This window comes from Ideonella lacteola (assembly GCF_038066555.1).
In the GTDB taxonomy this organism is placed as follows: domain Bacteria; phylum Pseudomonadota; class Gammaproteobacteria; order Burkholderiales; family Burkholderiaceae_C; genus Ideonella; species Ideonella lacteola.
Genome location: NZ_JBBUTG010000013.1, coordinates 11,750 through 29,107, shown reverse-complemented (window position 1 = coordinate 29,107; position 17,358 = coordinate 11,750). Strand labels below are relative to the sequence as shown.

Genomic DNA, 17,358 nt, shown 5'->3' with positions numbered 1-17,358 from the left:
GTGTCGGATAGCGGTGGGCCTACGGTGCGAGCACCACCGAGAAGAAAGTGCGGTCTCTGTCGTTGAACAGCTTGACCAGCAACCGGTGCGTGCCGGCGCTCAGGCTCACCCGGCGGTGGCCTTCGGCCAGCGCCAGGCTGGCCACCTGCTCGTCAGGCAGGTAGTACGGCGGTCGGAACCAGGGCTTGTCGCCCGGCGAGCCCGTCCAGATCTGGCGGCCATCCAGCCACAGCTTGGAATCGTCGTCGGCGGCGATGTCCAGCCACACGTCGCGGGCGTCGTCGAGGTACAGCTCGGTGTAGGCGTAGTACACCGCGCGTTCCTCGCGATCGGGGGGGATGAACGGGTAGAAGCCGCGGCTGGCGTATTGCCAGGTCAGCGTGCGGCCATCGAGGCCACGGTAGACCGCGTCGAGGTCTACCCCCTCTTCCGGCGGGTGGGGGGTATCGATCGGTGCGCGGCCCTCGGCGGGAAACGGGCCGATGACGTACCAGCTGTCCAGATACACCCGGTTGGCCCACACACCACCGGCGCCGATCACCCTTCCGCCCCCGGTGCGTACGGTGGCGGGGTCGACGGCCGACGGTTGAAGGTGCCGCACCAGGCTCGGCTGACCGGACGTTCCGGTGCCCACCAGGTTCGTGCTGCGGCCGGTGAGGTCGAGGCTGCCGCCCGGCACCACCACCGCGCTGCCCGCGACGGGGGCCAGGTCGTCGGCGCGGGCGATCCAGCCGCCGTCCACGCCCCGGACCGTCTCGCGGTTGACCGACCGGCCTCCCTGCACACCCACCACGCCCACCCGCCCCTGCGGTGCGCCTTCACGGAAGATGGCCTTCACCTGCTCCAGGCGCGATCGCGGAATGCCGTCGGCCGGCAGCGTCTGCCCGGTCGATCCTGAGGCCGGGAGGGCCGGCGGGGCCACGGCGGCCACCTTGGCCGGGCCGTAGATGCGCGGATCGGTGCTGCCCACGCGCACGCCGTCTCGCCGAGCCTCGATCTGCGCGCGTTGCGCCTCGAGCGCGTCTTTCGCCCGCTGTTCGAGGGCCGCGATGGTCTCGGCAGGCGAGGCCTTGGGGTCGGTGCCAGGCGTGTTGGTGGGCGCCTGGGCGGACATCGCCTCCACCTCTTTGGTGGCTTCGGTCAGAGGCATGTTGGCGATTCGCGCCAGGGCTTCGGCCCGCAGCCTGCGCTGAACCGCGTCGATCGAGGCCGACAGCGCCGCTGCCTGCCGCGCCAGGGCTTCAGGCGATGCCGAGTCCAGGTCGAGCGGTGGCGGCGGCGTGTCGCCGGCCGCGTCGGCCAGGCGATCTCGGATGGCCTGCATGCGCTCCACGCGCCGGCGCAGCTCTCGGCTCTCCGTCTGGGCCATTTGCTGCTGGGTGCGTGCGGCGGCCACCGCCTGCGCCCGCGCCTGTTCGCGTTCACCCAGGCCAGGCAGGCTGAACAGCAGCAGCGCCATGGCACCGTGGACCAGCAGCGAGGCGGGCAGGTAAGGGTGCGTGGCGAGCCGCCGACGCAGCCGCCCCAGCAGGCGATCGCTGACGCGAAACGTGCGCCCCTGATCGATCACCGCAGCGCCTCGATCGGTTCGAGCCCGAGAGCGAGCCGCAGGTGGCGCAGGGCAGAAAGGGTGGTGACGAGCAAGGTGGCGAATGCCGCCGCCGCGAGCGGCGCGAACAAGCCGGCGGTGGCACCGATGCGCTCGACAAAGCCGTCGAGGTAGAGCTCACCCAGCCAGGCCGCGAGCGGCAGACCGAGCACCATGGCCGCGCCGACCGGCAGGGCGAACTCAGCCATCACCTGGCGCGCCATGTCGAGCGTGCCGGCCCCATGCAGGCGGTGCAGGACCAGCTCGGTACGGCGTCGACGCAGCGTGTCGGCCACGAGGGCATAGGCGCCCGACATGGCCACCCCCACGGCGAGCAGCGCCACCGCCGCCAGCATGGCGGTGAACTGCGCCTCCTGCGCATAGACCTCGCCCAACTGCTCTTCGGCCGATTGCACGGTGTGCGGCACCTTCGGCCCGTGGGCCGTCCAGAGTTCTTCCACCACGCGGTGCAACGTTGCCAGGTCTCGGCCGTGGATGCTCAGGTCCCACTGCGGTCGGTCGCTCAACAAGAAGCCCTGCGGCAGCGCAGGATCACGGGCTGACTCGAGCTTCACACTGTCGATCACCGCGACGATGCGGCGGGGTTCCTGGCCTTCCTGCAGAAAGCCGCCGCCGCCGGTCACCAGGGCACCCACCGCCGCCTGCGGCGAGGCGAAGCCCAGCATTTGCGCGGCCTTGGCGTCGATCACCATGGCGGTTTCACCCTGGCCCATTTGCGCTTGGCCGGCGAGCAACTTCATGCCCCAGGTCTCGAAGAAGCGCGGTGACACGGTGCTCAAGCGCAGCACCTGGCGTGCTCGGCTGGCACTCACGATCAGCTCCTTGCGCCCGCCATCGGTGTCGCGTGCCGGACGCATGTCGCTCATCGCCCAGCTGAGCACGGCGGGGTGATGGTCGAGGGCCTGAGTGAACGCATCGAGGTTGGGCACGAGTTCAGGGTTGATCAGCACGCCGAGCCACAGACGGCCTTTCGGGTCGAACCCGCGATCGACGTGCAGCAGATGGTATTGCTGCGCCGCGAGCACGCCAGCCAAGGAAAGCAGCATCAGGGCGCCCCCCAGTTGCAGCGCGAGAAGCGCCTGCCGCACGCGGCGGCCCCAGGGCCCTTCGCTGGCCGTTCGCCCTTGCAGCGCCGGTGCGGCGGGCCGGCGCAGCGCCAGCCATGCGGGCGCGGCCAAAGTCAGCGGCCACAAGGTCAGCACCGCCGCGGCCAGCCCCGCCAGCGCCATGGGCGGCAGCGGGTCGGCCACGGGCAAGGTGGACGGCAGGTTCATCCAGCTCGCCACCGCCGGGGCCACCCACCAGGCCAGCAGCAACGCGGCTGCGGCGCTGGCCACCAGAGGCAGCAGGGCTTCCAAGCCCCACAACCGCAGCAGCGCCGCGCCATCGGCGCCCAGGCTGCGGCGCAGGGCGGTTTCGCGCTGGCGTTGCAGCAGGCTGGCGGCCTGCAGGTTCATGTGGTTGAACGCCGCCATCAGCAACAGCAGGCCGCAGGCAGCGCCCAGCGCGCCGGCCAGCATCCAGGTCAGCTCGGCCGTCTCGCCTTCGAAAGGCAACTGAGCCAACGGCAGGCCGCGGAAGTACGCAGCTTCTCGACCCGTGCGCCAATCGGGCGGCAGCTCCTGGAACAGCGGGCTGGCGACGAAGGCCTCTCGCATCCACCGGCCCACGTCATCGGCACGGGCCCCGTCACGCAGCCTGGCGTAGACCCGGCCGTTGACCATGTAGAGCCCTCGGCGTTCGGCCTCGCTCTTGGAGTTCGCTTGTGATTCGAAGCCGGCGATCAGGTCGTGCGGCCGGCCGTACATGGCGCCCTGGTCGAGTGGGTGGCGCGGGTCCATCTCGGGCACCACCGCGGTCACGGTGTAGACCACGCCGCGCACGTCGAAGGTCTTGCCCATGGCCTCGCTGGGCGGCATGTCGCCCCACAGGCGGCGGATGAGGTGCGGCGTGACGGCCACGCCATCCCGACTGGCCAGCGTGGCGCGCAGGTCGCCCGCCAGCGGCTTCAGGTCGAACAGCGGCACGATCTCCGGATCGGCCAGCAGAGGGAACACCTGTTCCAGACGATCGCCCACGGTCACGTCCATGCCGTCGCCGCTGGTGCGGGCGATCAGGTCGAGCGGGGCACCGCGTTCGCGCAGCATGGTGCCGAACGACACGGGCGAGGCGGTGAACCACGGGCTGGGTTGCCCGGGCGGGTTGCCCTTGAAATCGAGCACGATGGTGCGTTCGGGGTCTGGGATGCTGGGGTCGGTGGACGCCAGCGCGATCGCGAGCAGGCCCACCAGCAGGCTGGCCGTGAAGGCGAGGGTCAGGCCCGCCACCGAGACCCACGCCGCCATGCGCCGGTGGCGCACACCCGACCAGGCGTCGCGCAGCAGCGCGTTCATTGGAAAGTCCTCCATGCTTCGCACTCAGGGATGAACGCTTGGGAACGGCCCGGCGCGCTGATCAGACTTGCCCTACGTGCTTCGCACTTCGGGATGAACGCTTGGGAGCGGCCCTGCGCGTTCATGCCGCCAGCTCCGCGCAGGCATCCACCAGCACGCGGCCATCCAGCAGGCGAACGCTGCGCGAGGCGAGCGCTGCGTGCTCGGCACTGTGCGTCACCATCACGAGCGTCGTGCCCTCGGCGTTCAGCTCGCGCAGCAGGTTCATCACTTCCAGGCCGTGGGCACTGTCGAGGTTGCCGGTGGGCTCGTCGGCCAGCAGCAGCGCGGGGCGCGCCGCGATGGCTCGCGCGATGGCGACGCGCTGCTGCTGTCCTCCGCTGAGTTGGCTCGGGTGGTGGCCGGCCCGGTGTGACAGACCCAGCCGCTCCAACACCTCGTCGACACGGGCGCGCTGGGCCTTCTCGGCCAGCGGGCCATAGCGCAAGGCGAGCTTCACGTTGTCGCGCACGCTCAGTTCGTCGATGAGGTTGAAGCTTTGGAAGACGAATCCGATGCGGCCGCGGCGGATGGCGGCGAGCTCGCGCGGGCTCTTGTAGGTGACGTCTTCGCCTTGCAGCCGATAGTGCCCGCTGGTGGGGCGATCGAGCAGGCCCAGCAGGCCCAGCAGCGTCGACTTGCCGCAGCCCGAAGGCCCGGTGATGGCCACATACTCGCCCGCCTCGACCACCAGGTCGACCGCGTCCAGCGCGGTGGTCTCGATGTCTCCGGCGCGGTGCCGCTTGGTGAGTTGCTTCAGTTCGATCATGGCAACGCGAAGCGTTCGGCTTCTGATGGGGGTTGGGAAATCAGCACCTCATCGCCGGCCTGCAGGCCGGCAATCACTTCCACCTGGCCGGCCGCGCGGCGGCCCAGTTGCACCTGGCGGCGCAGCAGCTCTCGGCCCTGGCGAACGTAGAGCGTGGTCTGCACGCCGGGGCCGTCGGGCAGCAACAGCGCAGGGGTGGGGCGGTCGAGTTGAAGCCGCAGATCGACGGCCTGGCCGGCGTGCAACTGCCTCGCGTGGCCGGCCTCGTCCCAGCGCAGCAGCACGCGCACCTTGCCGCCTTGCACTTGCGGCAGCGTCTGCGCCAGCGTCAGATCGCCGTGGGGTGTGGTCGCGGACAGGCCGGGCCGCAATCGGGGCAGGTAGAACTCGTCGACGTCCGCCACCAATTGCACACCGCCGGCCGGGTCATCGATGCGGCCCAGCCGATCACCGGGCTTCACGCTGGCGCCCAGCTGCAACTGAAAGCCGCTCAACTGGCCCGAGATCGGTGCCGTTTGCAGCAGCCGGTCACGGGAACGGGCCAGCAGGTCCAGACCGCGCTGCAAGCCTTGTACGGCGCGCGCCATCTCGTCGAGTGATTGTTGACGCGTCTCGGCTTCGGCGCGCTGGTCGCGCTCGGCCTGGCTCACCAACTGGGCAGCCAGTCGCTTCTGGCGCTCGGCCTGCTCGAGCGCCGCCGCAGAGACGAAACCGGCATCGGCCAACTGAGCCTGTCGCTGGTAGTCGGCCTCGGCTTGCTGCTGGGCGGCGAGCAGTTGGGCCAGTTCGCGCCGGTTCTGCGCCAGGCTGGCGGCCTGCGCACTGCGTTGGACCGACACGTTGGCCATCTGCTGGGCGACTTCGGCGCCTCGTTGCATCAGCAATTGCTCTTGTTCGGGGCTGTGCAGGCGATACAGCGGCGTGCCCTCTTTCACCTGTTCGCCGTCGTGCGCCAGCACGGCCTCGACACGGCCCGCTTCTGGCGCATCCAGTTGCACGGAGCGCAATGGTTCGATGCGGCCGCGCAGCGCCAGTTCGTCGCGGAACACGCCTTGCCGCACCGCGGCCAACTGGGGGGTCGTCAAGGTCTGCAGTTGATGCGGCCGCCACCACATCAGCACCGCCAACAGGGCCGCCAGCCCCGCGCCCGCCGCCACCAGCCACGGCAGGCGGGGCCGGGCGGGCTGCAGCGCGCGGTCCATGGCCGCGCCGCTGAAATGCTTGGCGGGCGATGGTGACGGGGGCAGGGCGGTCGGGTTCATCGAGGGTCGCAGCTTCGGGCCTCGCCTTGGCGGTGAACAGCCCCCTGTCCGCTTCCGAACACCCTGATGTGCGCGGGTGAGCGTTGCTGCGAAGATTCGGGCTGTGCCCGACGCATCCATCCTCCTGCTCGACGACGACCCTGATGTGGGCCTGGCGGCGCAACTGCTGTTGCAGCGCCGCGTGGCCCCGGTCACCTGCCTGCGGCGGCCTGCCGAGCTGCCGGCCGCACTCGATCAGCACCGTCCGCCACTGCTGCTGCTCGACCTGAACTTTGGCCCGGGGCGGACCGATGGCGCCCAGGGGCTTCGCCTGTTGGCCGAAGTGCTGCTTCGGCCGCAGCCACCGGTGGTGGTGGTGATGACCGCCTACGCCGACATCGACCTCGCGGTGCAGGCCCTCAAGCGGGGCGCCTTCGACTTCATCACCAAGCCCTGGGACAACGTCAAGCTGATCGCCACCTGCCACGAGGCGCTGCAGGCGGCCGCGCAGCGTGGGCAGGCACCGGGCGACGCGGCGAGTGCGCCCGTGGCAGGCACCGACGCGCCGCGGTCGCTCGTCGCGCAAGAGCGGGCCGCCGTGCTGGCGGCGGTGGCCGAGGCGCAGGGCAACCTGAGCGCCGCGGCGCGGATGCTCGGCCTGTCGCGCGCGGCGCTGTACCGCCGCCTCGACAAGCATGGCCTTTGAACGGACCCGGCTTCTCGCTGCCGCGCTGCTGTGGGCCGGTGCAGGGGCCACCGCAGCCACCGCCGCGGGCTCGGCACGTGCCTGGGTGGCGGTGGTGGTGCTGGCGGTGTGCGGCGTGGCGGTGGCCTGGCCCCTGGCGCGTCGGCCAGCCGTTGCGACCCTCGTAGCTGGGTCGGCCGGGTCGGCCGAGTTGAGCGAGGCCGCTCCTGCGCCCGATCGCCTTCACGTGGCCCGCCTGCAAGCGCAGCTCGAACACTTGCCGGTGGCGGCCTGGGCGCTGGGCTCAGAGGCCCTTCAGCCGCTGACCAGCCGCGCCCGGCGCCTGGAAGCGCCGGGCGGCGTACGGGACAAGGTCGCCTTGCATGCGCTGCTTCGGCGCACCACCGAAAGCGGGCCGGTGGTGCTCGACTCGGAGCGCGGCAACGAGCGTTGGCAACTGCGCCGCCAGCCCCTGGCGCTGGACGGACGTGAACAGGTGCTGCTGGCCCTGGTGCCGCTGGAGCACGAGCTGGAGACAGAGTCCCTCCTGGCTTGGCGCCAGCTCGTGCAAGTGCTGACCCACGAGATCATGAACTCGCTCACGCCCATCAAGAGCCTGAGCCAGACGGCCGCGACGCTGCTCGACGAGCCGGGCACCGAGGCCGAGCTGCGCACCGCCCTGAACGCCATCGCGTTGCGCGCTGAGAGCCTGTCGAACTTTGTCACCACCTACCGGCAGGTGAGCCGTTGGCCCGAGCCGGTGATGGCGCCCGTGGACTTGCAGGCGCTGTTCGCGCGGCTGGACCAGGCTGTCGGCCCCGCATGGCGAGCGCGCGGGGGCGAGGCCAGCTTCGAGTTGGGTTCGCCAGGGCTGCGGCTGCAGGCCGATGAAGGCCAGCTTGAGCAGGCGCTGCTGGCGCTGTTCACCAACGCCGAGCAGGCCACCGCCGATCTGCCGCAGCCACGTCTGTGGGTGCAGGCCCGCCAGGGGCGTGGTGGGCGACTGCAGATCAGCGTGCGCGACAACGGCCCCGGCGTGCCACCGGGCATGGAGCGCGAGATCTTCCTGCCCTTCTTCAGTGCCCGCGAAGGCGGCCAGGGCATCGGCCTGACGGTGGTGCGCCAACTGGTGCACGGCATGGGCGGTCGGGTGCGACATGTGCGCCCCCTCGAAGGCGGCGCGGCGTTCGTGATGAGCTTTTGATCAATGCGCCAATGGCGCCTGCAGAGCACTGCCGCCGAACGAATGGGTTCGATCAATCTCGTAAACCACCGCTTCCAAGCCTTGCAGCGTATCCAACAGGTTACCTGCTGAATCGAGGGAAAGCTGTTGTCCGGCTCTCGAACTGCCTGCATCTGGATTTCCCACGATCGTGGCGAGTGCATGGCCGAAGCCTGGAAGGCTGAACGAGATGCGCTGGGGCTTGGCGCTCTTGTTGACGGCGATGAGATACGTGCTCGGATCGTGGTCCCGGAGAATGGCATCGATGTGGGCCGATTGGTACACCAGGCCTGGATTCCGACGGCCCAGGAACACTGGTGAGAAGTCCTTCAACTCCGATACGAGGTCGGTCATGAATCGACGGTCTCCGTCTTTCATGATGTTGTGTACACCCCCGGCGTCCTCGACATCGTAGGAGTAGAAAATGAGCCCGGTCGAACCCAGTGCGATCGAGAGGTATGTCTCTGCCCTGATCTGTCGGTTGGTGGGCATGCCGAATTGGCTGCCAGTCTGAATGATGAGCCACACCGGTTTGGGAGAAACCTGGGCCTTCATTCGCAAGAGTTTCGACTTGACGTCGTACAGAGGATCCGGGTCGTTGTTGAACGGGTACTCGTCATTCAGGAAGATATCCGCTGAATCCCTGTAGGCGCTGATGTCGCTGGCGTACTCGGTCAGGAACACGGGATGTGCGGGATCTGCAGATTTGAAGATGCCGTAGGCCCACTCGGTGTCTGAAGTGGTCAGGTCATTGGCTGAAACAGGCTCGTCGGGCAGGCCGTACCCCAAGATGAAATCGGAGTCGCGGGCGTCTTCGATACTTGCAGTGAACGCGCGGGACTGCCGACGCCTGATGGCTTCAGCGTTCTCTTCGTCACATCCGGGCCCTGCCGTGTAGTGCAGGTATAGGCGCTTGCGCTCTGCCTTTCGGATGGCATCCGTGTTCACGCAAAACGGGCGCGAGGCAACATTGGCGCCAAGTTCTTTGGCGCCAGCCCAGTGGGATTGAAGATAGACACTGATTGGAAAGAACGGTGTTCCGTTGATCGAAATGGTCTGGTCGGGGTTGACCGTCACGGTGTTGCCTGCGTGCGCGCGAACGGCCGCAAGGCACGCCAGCGCGATCATCAGCTTCAGGAGACAGGTGTTCATTCTTCAGCGAGCCAAGGGGAGCATTGGCCCAGGATATCGACCCTGCGCTGACATCGCTTTCACAAAACCGCCCTGTTTCTTTCGCTCACACGCGACGCGCTTTTGTCGGCGAAGGCGATTCCAGGAGCAGGCGATCTCACCTCCCCGCAGACTCCCCGCCCGCATCTGAAGAGAATGTCGCGGCCGAATGCCTTTCTCGTCGCGAGGTGAAGTCCGACAATCCGCGCCATGACCGAACAAGACATCGTCATCGCCGGCGGCGGTATTGCCGGCCTCTATTGCGCGCGGCGGCTGGCGGACGCCGGGCACCGGGTGTTAATCCTCGAAGCGGCGTCCGATCGCTGGGGTGGGCGCATCGAAACGGAAGATCTCGATGGCTTCATCGCCGAAATGGGGCCGATGCGGTTCGAGCCGACGCTGCAGCCGCGGTTCGCGTCGCTGTGCGCCGAGCTGGGGGTGGGCCTGGTGCCGTTCTCGGGGCCCAGCGCCGACGCGACGGTGGCGCCGGATGAAGAGCTGCCGCCGGAAGAGCAGGGGCTGAACTCGCTGCAGCTGCTGCAGCGCGGGATCATGCTGATCATGGGCCGGGCGCAGGACGACCAAGCCTGGATCGACAGCCTGACCGAGGACGACTACATGCGCTTGCGCAAGCATGCGCAGTTGCACGGCCAGCCGCTGTGGGCCATGGGGTTCTGGAACGCGCTGTCGGCGCAAGGCATCCTGAGCCACCGGGCGCTGGTGAAGCTGCGCGACACCGGCACCTTCTATCACATGATCCCGGAGAACCTCAACGCGATCGAGTGGATCATCTGGTGGCTGCGGGCGCTGAAGACGGTGGGCCGCGAGCTCGCCAGCATCGAAGGGGGCTCCGCACGCCTGACGGAGGAGATGCTTTCCGGCCTGCGTCGCCACCCGAACGTGACACTGGCCGGCGGCCACACCTTGTTGGGCTTCCGGCCGGTGGGCTTGGGCAGCACCACGCTGCTGCTCGACGTGCGCACGCAAAGTGGCGTGACCCAGCTGCGGGCCGAGCGCCTTGTCCTCGCATTGCCTCGCCTGCCGCTGGTGAAGCTCGCGTCGTGCCTGCCCCGGCACATCGAAGAGCAGCTCGACAGCGTCAACGGCTTTCCGATGCTGAAGGTGTTCCTGGTGAGCAACGCGCCGTGGTGGGACTACGATCAGCCGCCGCAGCAGCATGCCCACTGCATGCCGACACGCGAGGTGCACTACTTCCGACGCCCGCGCGAAGACGACCGCGATGGCCACGGCATGGTGCTGCTGTACATGGACCGGCCATCGACCGAGTTCTGGCGCCATTACGTGACGGACACCCAGCGGCATGACCGCGCCGAGGTCGATCAGAACGCGCGCATCGTGGATGCGTTTGCGCTGTTCATCGCCCGCGATGTGAAGCGGGCGCTGGAGGCGACCGCGGCTCAGGCCGAGGCGGATGCGGCCGCGGGGGATCCGATCATCAACCTCACGGATCAGGCGCGGCGCATGTTCGAGCACATGAGCCTGGAAGAAGCGGCGGCGCATGTGCGCCAGTCGATCATCACCTACGGCATCCGCGATTGGGCTCGGGCGCCGTACGGCGCGGCCAACCACGGCTGGCAGCCGGGCGTTCGCTCGTGGAAGGTGATGGAGGCCTTCAAGGCCTTTGATTTCGGCAGCGGCGCCCGCAACGTGCACATCGTCGGCGAGGCCTACTCCGACTACCAGGGCTTCATCGAGGGCTCGTTGAACAGCGCCGAGATGGCGTTGCGCACCATTCCCTTCCCCGGCGAGCGCGGTGGCGTGCTGCCGGACGCCGAAGGGGGCCTCACGAACATCGCGTGACCTGCACGGTGGCCTGAGCTGCGTCGTGGCCTTCTGCCGCCCCTGGCGTTCACCAGGGGCGGACGCGGGCCGACATGTCGTCGGCCCGATGCGCCGTCAGTTCACTTTCAGCTGGACGTTTTTCACCTGGAACGCCACCCCTTGCTGGTCGTCCCAGACGGGGAAGATGCCGAAGGGCACGACGATGTTGTCGAGGGTGAAGCAGTCGGCGTTCTTGGCGCCGGCCACGTCGGCGATGTTCAGCGTGATGGTGTGGAACTCGCCGTCGGCCGGGGGCTTCACCGCGTCGGGCAGGACGTAGTCGACGTTGCGGCAGCCATCTCCCGGGCTTTCCATCTTGATCGCCAGGCCCTGGGTGTTGGCGCCGTAGGTGCTCACCGCCACGTCGAACTGCAGCTTGCCGTTCGCGTAGTTGCTGAGGTTCATCGGGCTGCCCTTGAAGTTGAAGGTGCCGTTGCCACCATCCGCCGCGAACGTGGCGTCGAGCACGCCAGCGGTCACCGTCCAGCCCACGTGCGTGCCGTTGCTCGACCAGGAGTCGATCGCCAGATCGCCGTAGAAGCCGTTGGGGCCAAGCAGCGTCGCGCTCGGGCCCGGCAGCGGGTCGATGGTCGGTGGCGCGGGCGGCACGAACTCTTCGCAGGTGCGGGTGTCGGCATCGCCGGTGGCATCCACCAGCCAGCGGATGCGGGCAAAGCTGGCCGAGAAGGCCTTGTCGGTTTGCACCAGGAAGGCGGTGTCGATCGCGCTGAAATCGGCGCCCGCATTCGCGAAGCACGACAGCGGGATCTTGACCGTCGACTTGGTGTTCAGCGCCAAGCCGTTCAGCACCGTGGTGCCATCGAGTTCACCGCGGCACGGGTAGCCGCAGTCGATGCGGATCTTCACGTTGCCCGCCGCCGCCTGGTGCACCACCACGTCGAACGCGAGCACGGCCTTGGCATCCGGGTGCACGTAGCCCATCAAGTCTTGCGGGTGGCGCGTGCCCGGCGAGCCGGGGTCCGCAGCCATCGCCTTGATCTCGGCCAGGCCCGTCCAGGTGGCCTTCTTCGCATCCTGCTGGGTGTTGATCTGGGTGGTTTCCAGCGTCAGCGTGGCGTCATCGGTGCTGAGCTTGGCGTTCAGGTCATCACCCACCGGGATCGACCAGTTCGGCGATGAGCCGATGAACAGCGGGAAGGTGGCGCTCTGCACCTGGTTGAACACCTCCAGCGGTTCGCTGGCGGCCGGGCCCGTGTTGCCGCTCTGGCCGCAACCCAGCTCGGGCGTCGTCTCGTCCAGCGTGTGGCCGACGTCGCTGCCCGGCTTGGCGTAGCTCAGCCCATAGCCGTAGGCGAACAGCGGGTCGTAGTTGGTGTCGCCCTTGTTGACGGCTGTCTGGCAGGCTGACTTGGGCCACGAGAACGAGAGCTTGCCGGTGAAGTCGACATTCACCGAACCGTCGGCCTTGCGGAACAGCACATCCGCCACGCCCTTGCCTTCCGTGCCCGGCAGCCAGGCTGCCACGAAAGCGTCGCTGCGGTTCAGCTCCTTGTTCACCCACAGCGGGCGTCCATTGAGCAGCACGGTGACGACCGGCACGCCTTGGCCGGCGACCGCGTCGAGCATCGCCAGGTCGGCCGGGAAGCGGCGCGCCAGTTCCAGCGTGCCGGTCCGGCCGATGTCACCGGCGTCTTCGGCATAGGGTGTTTCGCCGATGACGGCGATGATCGCCTTGTAGTCGGTCAGCGTCAGGCCCGTGGCATCCAGCGCGTAGGTGACGTTGGCGGCACCGGCGGCGTCGCGAATGCCGGCCAGCACCGTGTCGCCGTAGGGGAAGTCGGCATTGGTGTTCGAGGTGCCCTGCCAGGTGAGCGACCATCCGCCCGTCTGGTTCGACATGCTGTCGGCACTGCGGCCCAACACCAGGATCTTTTCGCCGCGCTTGAGCGGCAGCACGCCGCCATCGTTCTTCAGCAGCACGAGCGATTTGCGCACCGCTTCGCGGGCCAGGTCGCGGTGGAGCAGGGCGCTCGGGTCACCCGCGCCCGGGCGCATGGACGGCTTGACCGACACGGCGGCACCCCCGTCGAGCTTGAACAGCCCGGCGCGCATCTTCACCCGCAGGATGCGGGTGACGGCGTCGTCGATGCGGGACATGGGGATGTCGCCCGCTTCGACCTGCGCGATGGTGTTGGCGATGAAGGCTTTCCACTCGTCCGGCACCATCACCAGGTCGATGCCGGCGTTGATGGCGGGCGGGCACGAGGCGTTGGTACAGCTCTTGGTGTTGCCGCTGGCGTCCTGGTATTGCACCTGACCGATGCCGTTCCAGTCGGAGACCACCAGGCCGTCGAAGCCGATCTTTTTCTTCAGCACGTCGGTCAGCATGTAGCTGTTGCCGTGCATCTTGGCGTTGTTGAAGTCCAGCGGCTGGCCATCCTTGGTGTTGCCTTGGAAGGTCCAGCTGTTGAACGAGGCCATCACGGTCTGCGCGCCCGCCTCGAGGGACGAGTAGTAGCCCGCGCCGTGGATGTTGATCATCTCCGCCAAGGTGGCCTTGGTCTCGCCTGCGTTGCGGCCCTGGTCGGTGCCGCCGTCGCCCATGAAGTGCTTGGCGGTGGCTACCACGGTGGGCCGGCCCGAGGCGGCGAACTTGCCCTGCAGCCCGGTCACGAAACGGCCGCCGTAGGCCTTCACGATGTCCGGGTGCTCGGAGAATCCTTCATAAGTGCGGCCCCAGCGGTCGTCGCGCACCACCGCCAGCGTGGGCGCGAAGGTCCAGTCGATGCCGGTGGTGGACACCTGCTTCGCCACGGCCGTGCCGATGCGTTCGATCAGCTCGGGGTCGTTCGCCGCGCCCAGGCCGATGTTGTGCGGGAAAAGGGTGGTGCCGTAAACGTTGCCGTGGCCGTGGACGGCGTCGGTGCCCCAGATCACCGGGATCTTCACCGCCATGTCGGTGTCCATCGAGGCCTGCCAGTAGGCGTCGGCCAGCGCGAGCCACTCGCCGACGGTGGCCGTCTTCTTGTTGCCGGGCCAGGCCCCGCCGCCGTTGAGCACCGAGCCGATGTAGTACTGCCGCACCTCATCCGGCGTGATGCTGGCGATGTTGGGCTGGGTCATCTGGCCCACTTTCTGGGCCAGCGACATCTTCGCGACGATCTCCTTGATCTGCGCTTCCTGGGTGCTGTCGGGCGCGATCGCGCTGGTCACGTGGGGCCAGTCATCGAGCGGCTTCTTGTCGTCGCCACCGCCGCCACCGCAACCGTAGAGCGCCAGCGCCAAGCCGGCGGCTCCTAAGGTGAACCACCTTGTCATCTCACAGTCTCCTCGCCAAGTTTTTTGAATGGGCGCGAATCTGGAACCGATTCCAGACTCGCGGCCGCGCACTGTAGGAGACCTTATCGCTTTCTTTCCAGTAGGTTAATTACTGATGAATATGGGCACTTGTTTTGCCCGGAGTGTCGTACTTGTATTAACGAAAAATGAACAAACACTCGGGTTCTTACCGTTTCGTTCATCTTTTGAGAGGGTCAAAATATCCAACGGTTGGAATCGGTTCCATTGTGCTGAGATCCCTTACGCCGCTCCCCCTGCCGTCACCGCTGGCCGTGATCGTCCGCTCGCCTGTCGCGATGCGGTCGGCGCGGGTGGGCGCGCGTTCCTCCGAACAGAGGCGGTGCAACGGGTGCCCAGAACGGCCCCGGTGCCGGGTTGTTGCCGATTCGCACCCGCCCTGTGGCAACGAGAATGCGGGAACCTGAAAGCGCTTTCATGACCACCGATTCCACTTTGCGGCCTGAGCAGGCTGCGCTTGTGCTGCCACCGGCCGGCTCGGCGTTGTGGCGGCGTGATTTCTTGTTCGGTGCCGCGACCGCGGCCTTCCAGATCGAAGGGGCCACGCAGGCCGACGGGCGTGTGCCGTCCATCTGGGACACCTTCTGCGCCACGCCGGGCCGGGTGGCACGGGGCGACACGGGCGATCCGGCGTGCGACCACTACCACCGCTATGACGCCGACGTGGCGTTGATGGCCGAACTCGGCTTTGGCGCCTATCGGTTCTCGATCGCCTGGCCCCGGGTCATCGACGACAACCACCGTCTCAACCCCAAGGGCGTCGACTTCTATCACCGCTTGCTGGATGCGCTGGACCAGCGCGGCATCGACGCCTACGCCACGCTCTACCACTGGGACTTGCCCCAGCACCTGCAAGACCGGGGCGGCTGGTTGAACCGCGACACAGCCCGCCGCTTTGCCGACTATGCGGGCCAGATCGCGCATGCGCTGTCGGGTCGGGTGAAGGGCTGGATGACCCTGAACGAGCCCTGGGTCTCGGCCTATGTGGGCCACGCCGAGGGCCGGCATGCCCCCGGCCTGCGCGACCCCCGCTACGCAGTGGAGGCGATGCACCACCTCTTGCTCGGCCACGGCCTCGCAGTGCCCGCCCTGCGCGCCAACGACAAAGCGCCCGTCGGCCTGGTGGCCAATGTCAACGGTGTCACCGCGGCGAGCGAGCGCGAAGAAGACCAGCGTGCCGCGCGGCGTGCCCATGCCAGCAACAACCACTGGGTGCTCGATGCCCTGTTCCTCGGCCGCTATCCCGCCGAGTTGCAGGCCCTCTGGCCCGACGCGGTGGTGCCCGCACGGGCCGGCGACATGGAAGTGATCTCGGCGCCGCTCGATTTCATCGGCATCAACTACTACTTCCGGGCCGTGGTGGCCAGCGACGGAGACCGTGGCTACGTGGTGCACCAGCAGCCCGGCGTCGAGCGCACCCAGATGGGCTGGGAGGTCCACCCCGACAGCCTGCGCGACCTGCTCATCGAGTTCCACCAACGCTACCCGAATCTGCCGCCGGTCTACATCACCGAAAACGGCATGGCCAGCGATGACCACGTCGACGGGGGACGCGTGCACGACGAGCAGCGCATGCGCTACCTGGGCCGGCACTTCGCGGCCATTCAGCAGGCCATCGATCGAGGCGTCGATGTGCGCGGCTACTTCGCTTGGTCGCTGCTGGACAACTTCGAGTGGGCCTACGGCTACGAGAAGCGATTCGGCATCGTCCATGTCGACTACGCCACCCAGCAACGCACCCCCAAGGACAGCGCCCTGGCGCTCAAGGCATTCTTTCAGCAGCGCGCCCAAGCTGGCGCCTGACCCACCCGCACCTGCAGGAGACAACTACATGATGAAGCACACCATCACCCGCATCGCCCTGGCCGCCTTACTCGCGAGCGGCGCCGCGATGGCCCAGGCCCAGACCAAGGCCGAGGTGATCCACTGGTGGACGTCGGGCGGCGAATCGGCCGCCGTCAAGGAACTCGCGAACGCCTACAAGGCCGCGGGCGGCGTGTGGGTCGACAGCGCCATCGCGGGTGGCGAGGCGGCGCGCGCTGCGGCGATCAACCGCATCGTCGGTGGCACGCCGTCGACCGCGGCGCAGTTCAACACCTCCAAGCAGTTCCTGGACATCATCGATGCCGGGTTGCTCAACAACGTCGACGAAGTGGCGGTGAAGGATGGCTGGGACAAGATGTTCCCCGCTCCGATCCTGAATGCCATCAAGATCAAGGGCCACTACTACGCAGTGCCGGTGAACATCCACATGGGCGCGTGGTTCTGGTACTCGAAGGCGGCCTTCACCAAGGCGGGCATCGCGGCCGAGCCTAAGACGCCGGACGAGTTCTTCGCCGCGCTGGACAAGCTCAAGGCCGCCGGCCTGGTGCCGCTGGCCCAAGGTGGACAGCCCTGGCAAGAAAAGCTGCTGTTCGACGGCTGGCTGGCGCACGCCGGTGGCAGCGAGCTGTACCTCAAGTTCTACCGCGACCGCGACGCCGCCACCGCCCAGAGCCCGGCGTTCAAGGCCATCCTGACCTCGTTCAAGCGCCTCAAGGGCTACGTGGACGCGGGATCACCGGGCCGCAATTGGAACGACGCCACCTCGTTGGTCATCAACGGCAAGGCCGGCATGCAGTTGATGGGCGACTGGGCCAAGGGTGAGTTCCAGAACGCCAAGCAGACGGCGGGCAAGGAGTACGGCTGCTTCCCGGGCTTTGGTCCGAAGTCGCCCTACATCATCGCGGGCGATGTCTTCGTGTTCCCCAAGACGTCTGATCCGGCGCAGATCAAGGCGCAGCACCTCTTGGCCAGCACCTTCACCACGCCGGCCACCCAGGTGGCGTTCAACAACAAGAAGGGTTCGATCCCGATCCGCACCGACGTCGATGCGAAGGGCATGGACGCCTGTGCCCAGATCGGCCTGCAGGTCATGAAGGATTCGTCGCGCCACCTGCCCAACTCGGAAATGCTGGTCACGCCGGACGTGGCCGGCGCGCTGCAGGACATCATCACCAAGTTCTGGAACACCAACCAGAGCGTCGACGATGCGGCCAAGGCGATGGCTGCCGCGATCAAGGGCTGATGC

11 protein-coding genes are annotated in these 17,358 nt (G+C 67.8%); 5 read left to right on the top strand and 6 right to left on the bottom strand.

Annotated features, from left to right (window positions below; genetic code table 11):
• Nucleotides 1–19: 19 nt before the first annotated feature.
• From AACH06_RS19125 to AACH06_RS19110, 4 genes are all read right to left on the bottom strand, one after another.
• Nucleotides 20–1,570 (bottom strand): hypothetical protein, encoded by a 1,551-nt coding sequence (locus tag AACH06_RS19125; protein WP_341427361.1) that lies wholly within the window; start codon nucleotides 1,568–1,570, stop codon nucleotides 20–22.
• Entirely contained in the window at nucleotides 1,567–4,002 is a 2,436-nt protein-coding gene (locus AACH06_RS19120) for an FtsX-like permease family protein (RefSeq protein ID WP_341427360.1), read from the bottom strand. The genes AACH06_RS19125 and AACH06_RS19120 overlap by 4 nt, the downstream gene beginning before the upstream one ends.
• Nucleotides 4,003–4,123: 121 nt before the next feature.
• Nucleotides 4,124–4,810, bottom strand: a complete 687-nt coding sequence (locus AACH06_RS19115; RefSeq protein ID WP_341427359.1) for an ABC transporter ATP-binding protein — start codon at nucleotides 4,808–4,810, stop codon at nucleotides 4,124–4,126.
• Nucleotides 4,807–6,072 (bottom strand): efflux RND transporter periplasmic adaptor subunit, encoded by a 1,266-nt coding sequence (locus AACH06_RS19110; RefSeq protein ID WP_341427358.1) that lies wholly within the window; start codon nucleotides 6,070–6,072, stop codon nucleotides 4,807–4,809. The genes AACH06_RS19115 and AACH06_RS19110 overlap by 4 nt, the downstream gene beginning before the upstream one ends.
• Before the next feature lie 103 nt (nucleotides 6,073–6,175).
• Between AACH06_RS19110 and AACH06_RS19105 the strand changes: the two genes are divergently transcribed.
• Nucleotides 6,176–6,757, top strand: a complete 582-nt coding sequence (locus AACH06_RS19105) for a response regulator (protein WP_341427357.1) — start codon at nucleotides 6,176–6,178, stop codon at nucleotides 6,755–6,757.
• Nucleotides 6,747–7,940, top strand: coding sequence for a sensor histidine kinase (locus tag AACH06_RS19100; protein ID WP_341427356.1), 1,194 nt, complete (start codon nucleotides 6,747–6,749; stop codon nucleotides 7,938–7,940). The genes AACH06_RS19105 and AACH06_RS19100 overlap by 11 nt, the downstream gene beginning before the upstream one ends.
• Here the strand turns inward: AACH06_RS19100 and AACH06_RS19095 are convergent, their stop codons facing one another.
• Nucleotides 7,941–9,110: a hypothetical protein gene (locus AACH06_RS19095; protein ID WP_341427355.1), complete on the bottom strand. Its 1,170-nt coding sequence runs from the start codon at nucleotides 9,108–9,110 to the stop codon at nucleotides 7,941–7,943.
• A gap of 228 nt (nucleotides 9,111–9,338) precedes the next feature.
• On the opposite strand from AACH06_RS19095, the gene AACH06_RS19090 reads away from it, so the two are divergent.
• Nucleotides 9,339–10,949, top strand: coding sequence for a flavin monoamine oxidase family protein (locus AACH06_RS19090; protein WP_341427354.1), 1,611 nt, complete (start codon nucleotides 9,339–9,341; stop codon nucleotides 10,947–10,949).
• A 96-nt stretch (nucleotides 10,950–11,045) separates the two neighbouring features.
• Here AACH06_RS19090 and AACH06_RS19085 read toward each other — a convergent pair whose 3' ends face one another.
• Entirely contained in the window at nucleotides 11,046–14,249 is a 3,204-nt protein-coding gene (locus tag AACH06_RS19085; protein ID WP_341427353.1) for a glycoside hydrolase family 3 N-terminal domain-containing protein, read from the bottom strand.
• 456 nt (nucleotides 14,250–14,705) lie between these two features.
• Between AACH06_RS19085 and AACH06_RS19080 the strand changes: the two genes are divergently transcribed.
• Both AACH06_RS19080 and AACH06_RS19075 read left to right on the top strand, forming a co-directional pair.
• A complete protein-coding gene (locus AACH06_RS19080; RefSeq protein ID WP_341427352.1) occupies nucleotides 14,706–16,091 on the top strand; it encodes a GH1 family beta-glucosidase in 1,386 nt (461 codons plus the stop codon).
• 28 nt (nucleotides 16,092–16,119) lie between these two features.
• Entirely contained in the window at nucleotides 16,120–17,355 is a 1,236-nt protein-coding gene (locus AACH06_RS19075; protein ID WP_423222061.1) for an ABC transporter substrate-binding protein, read from the top strand.
• Nucleotides 17,356–17,358 lie beyond the last annotated feature (3 nt).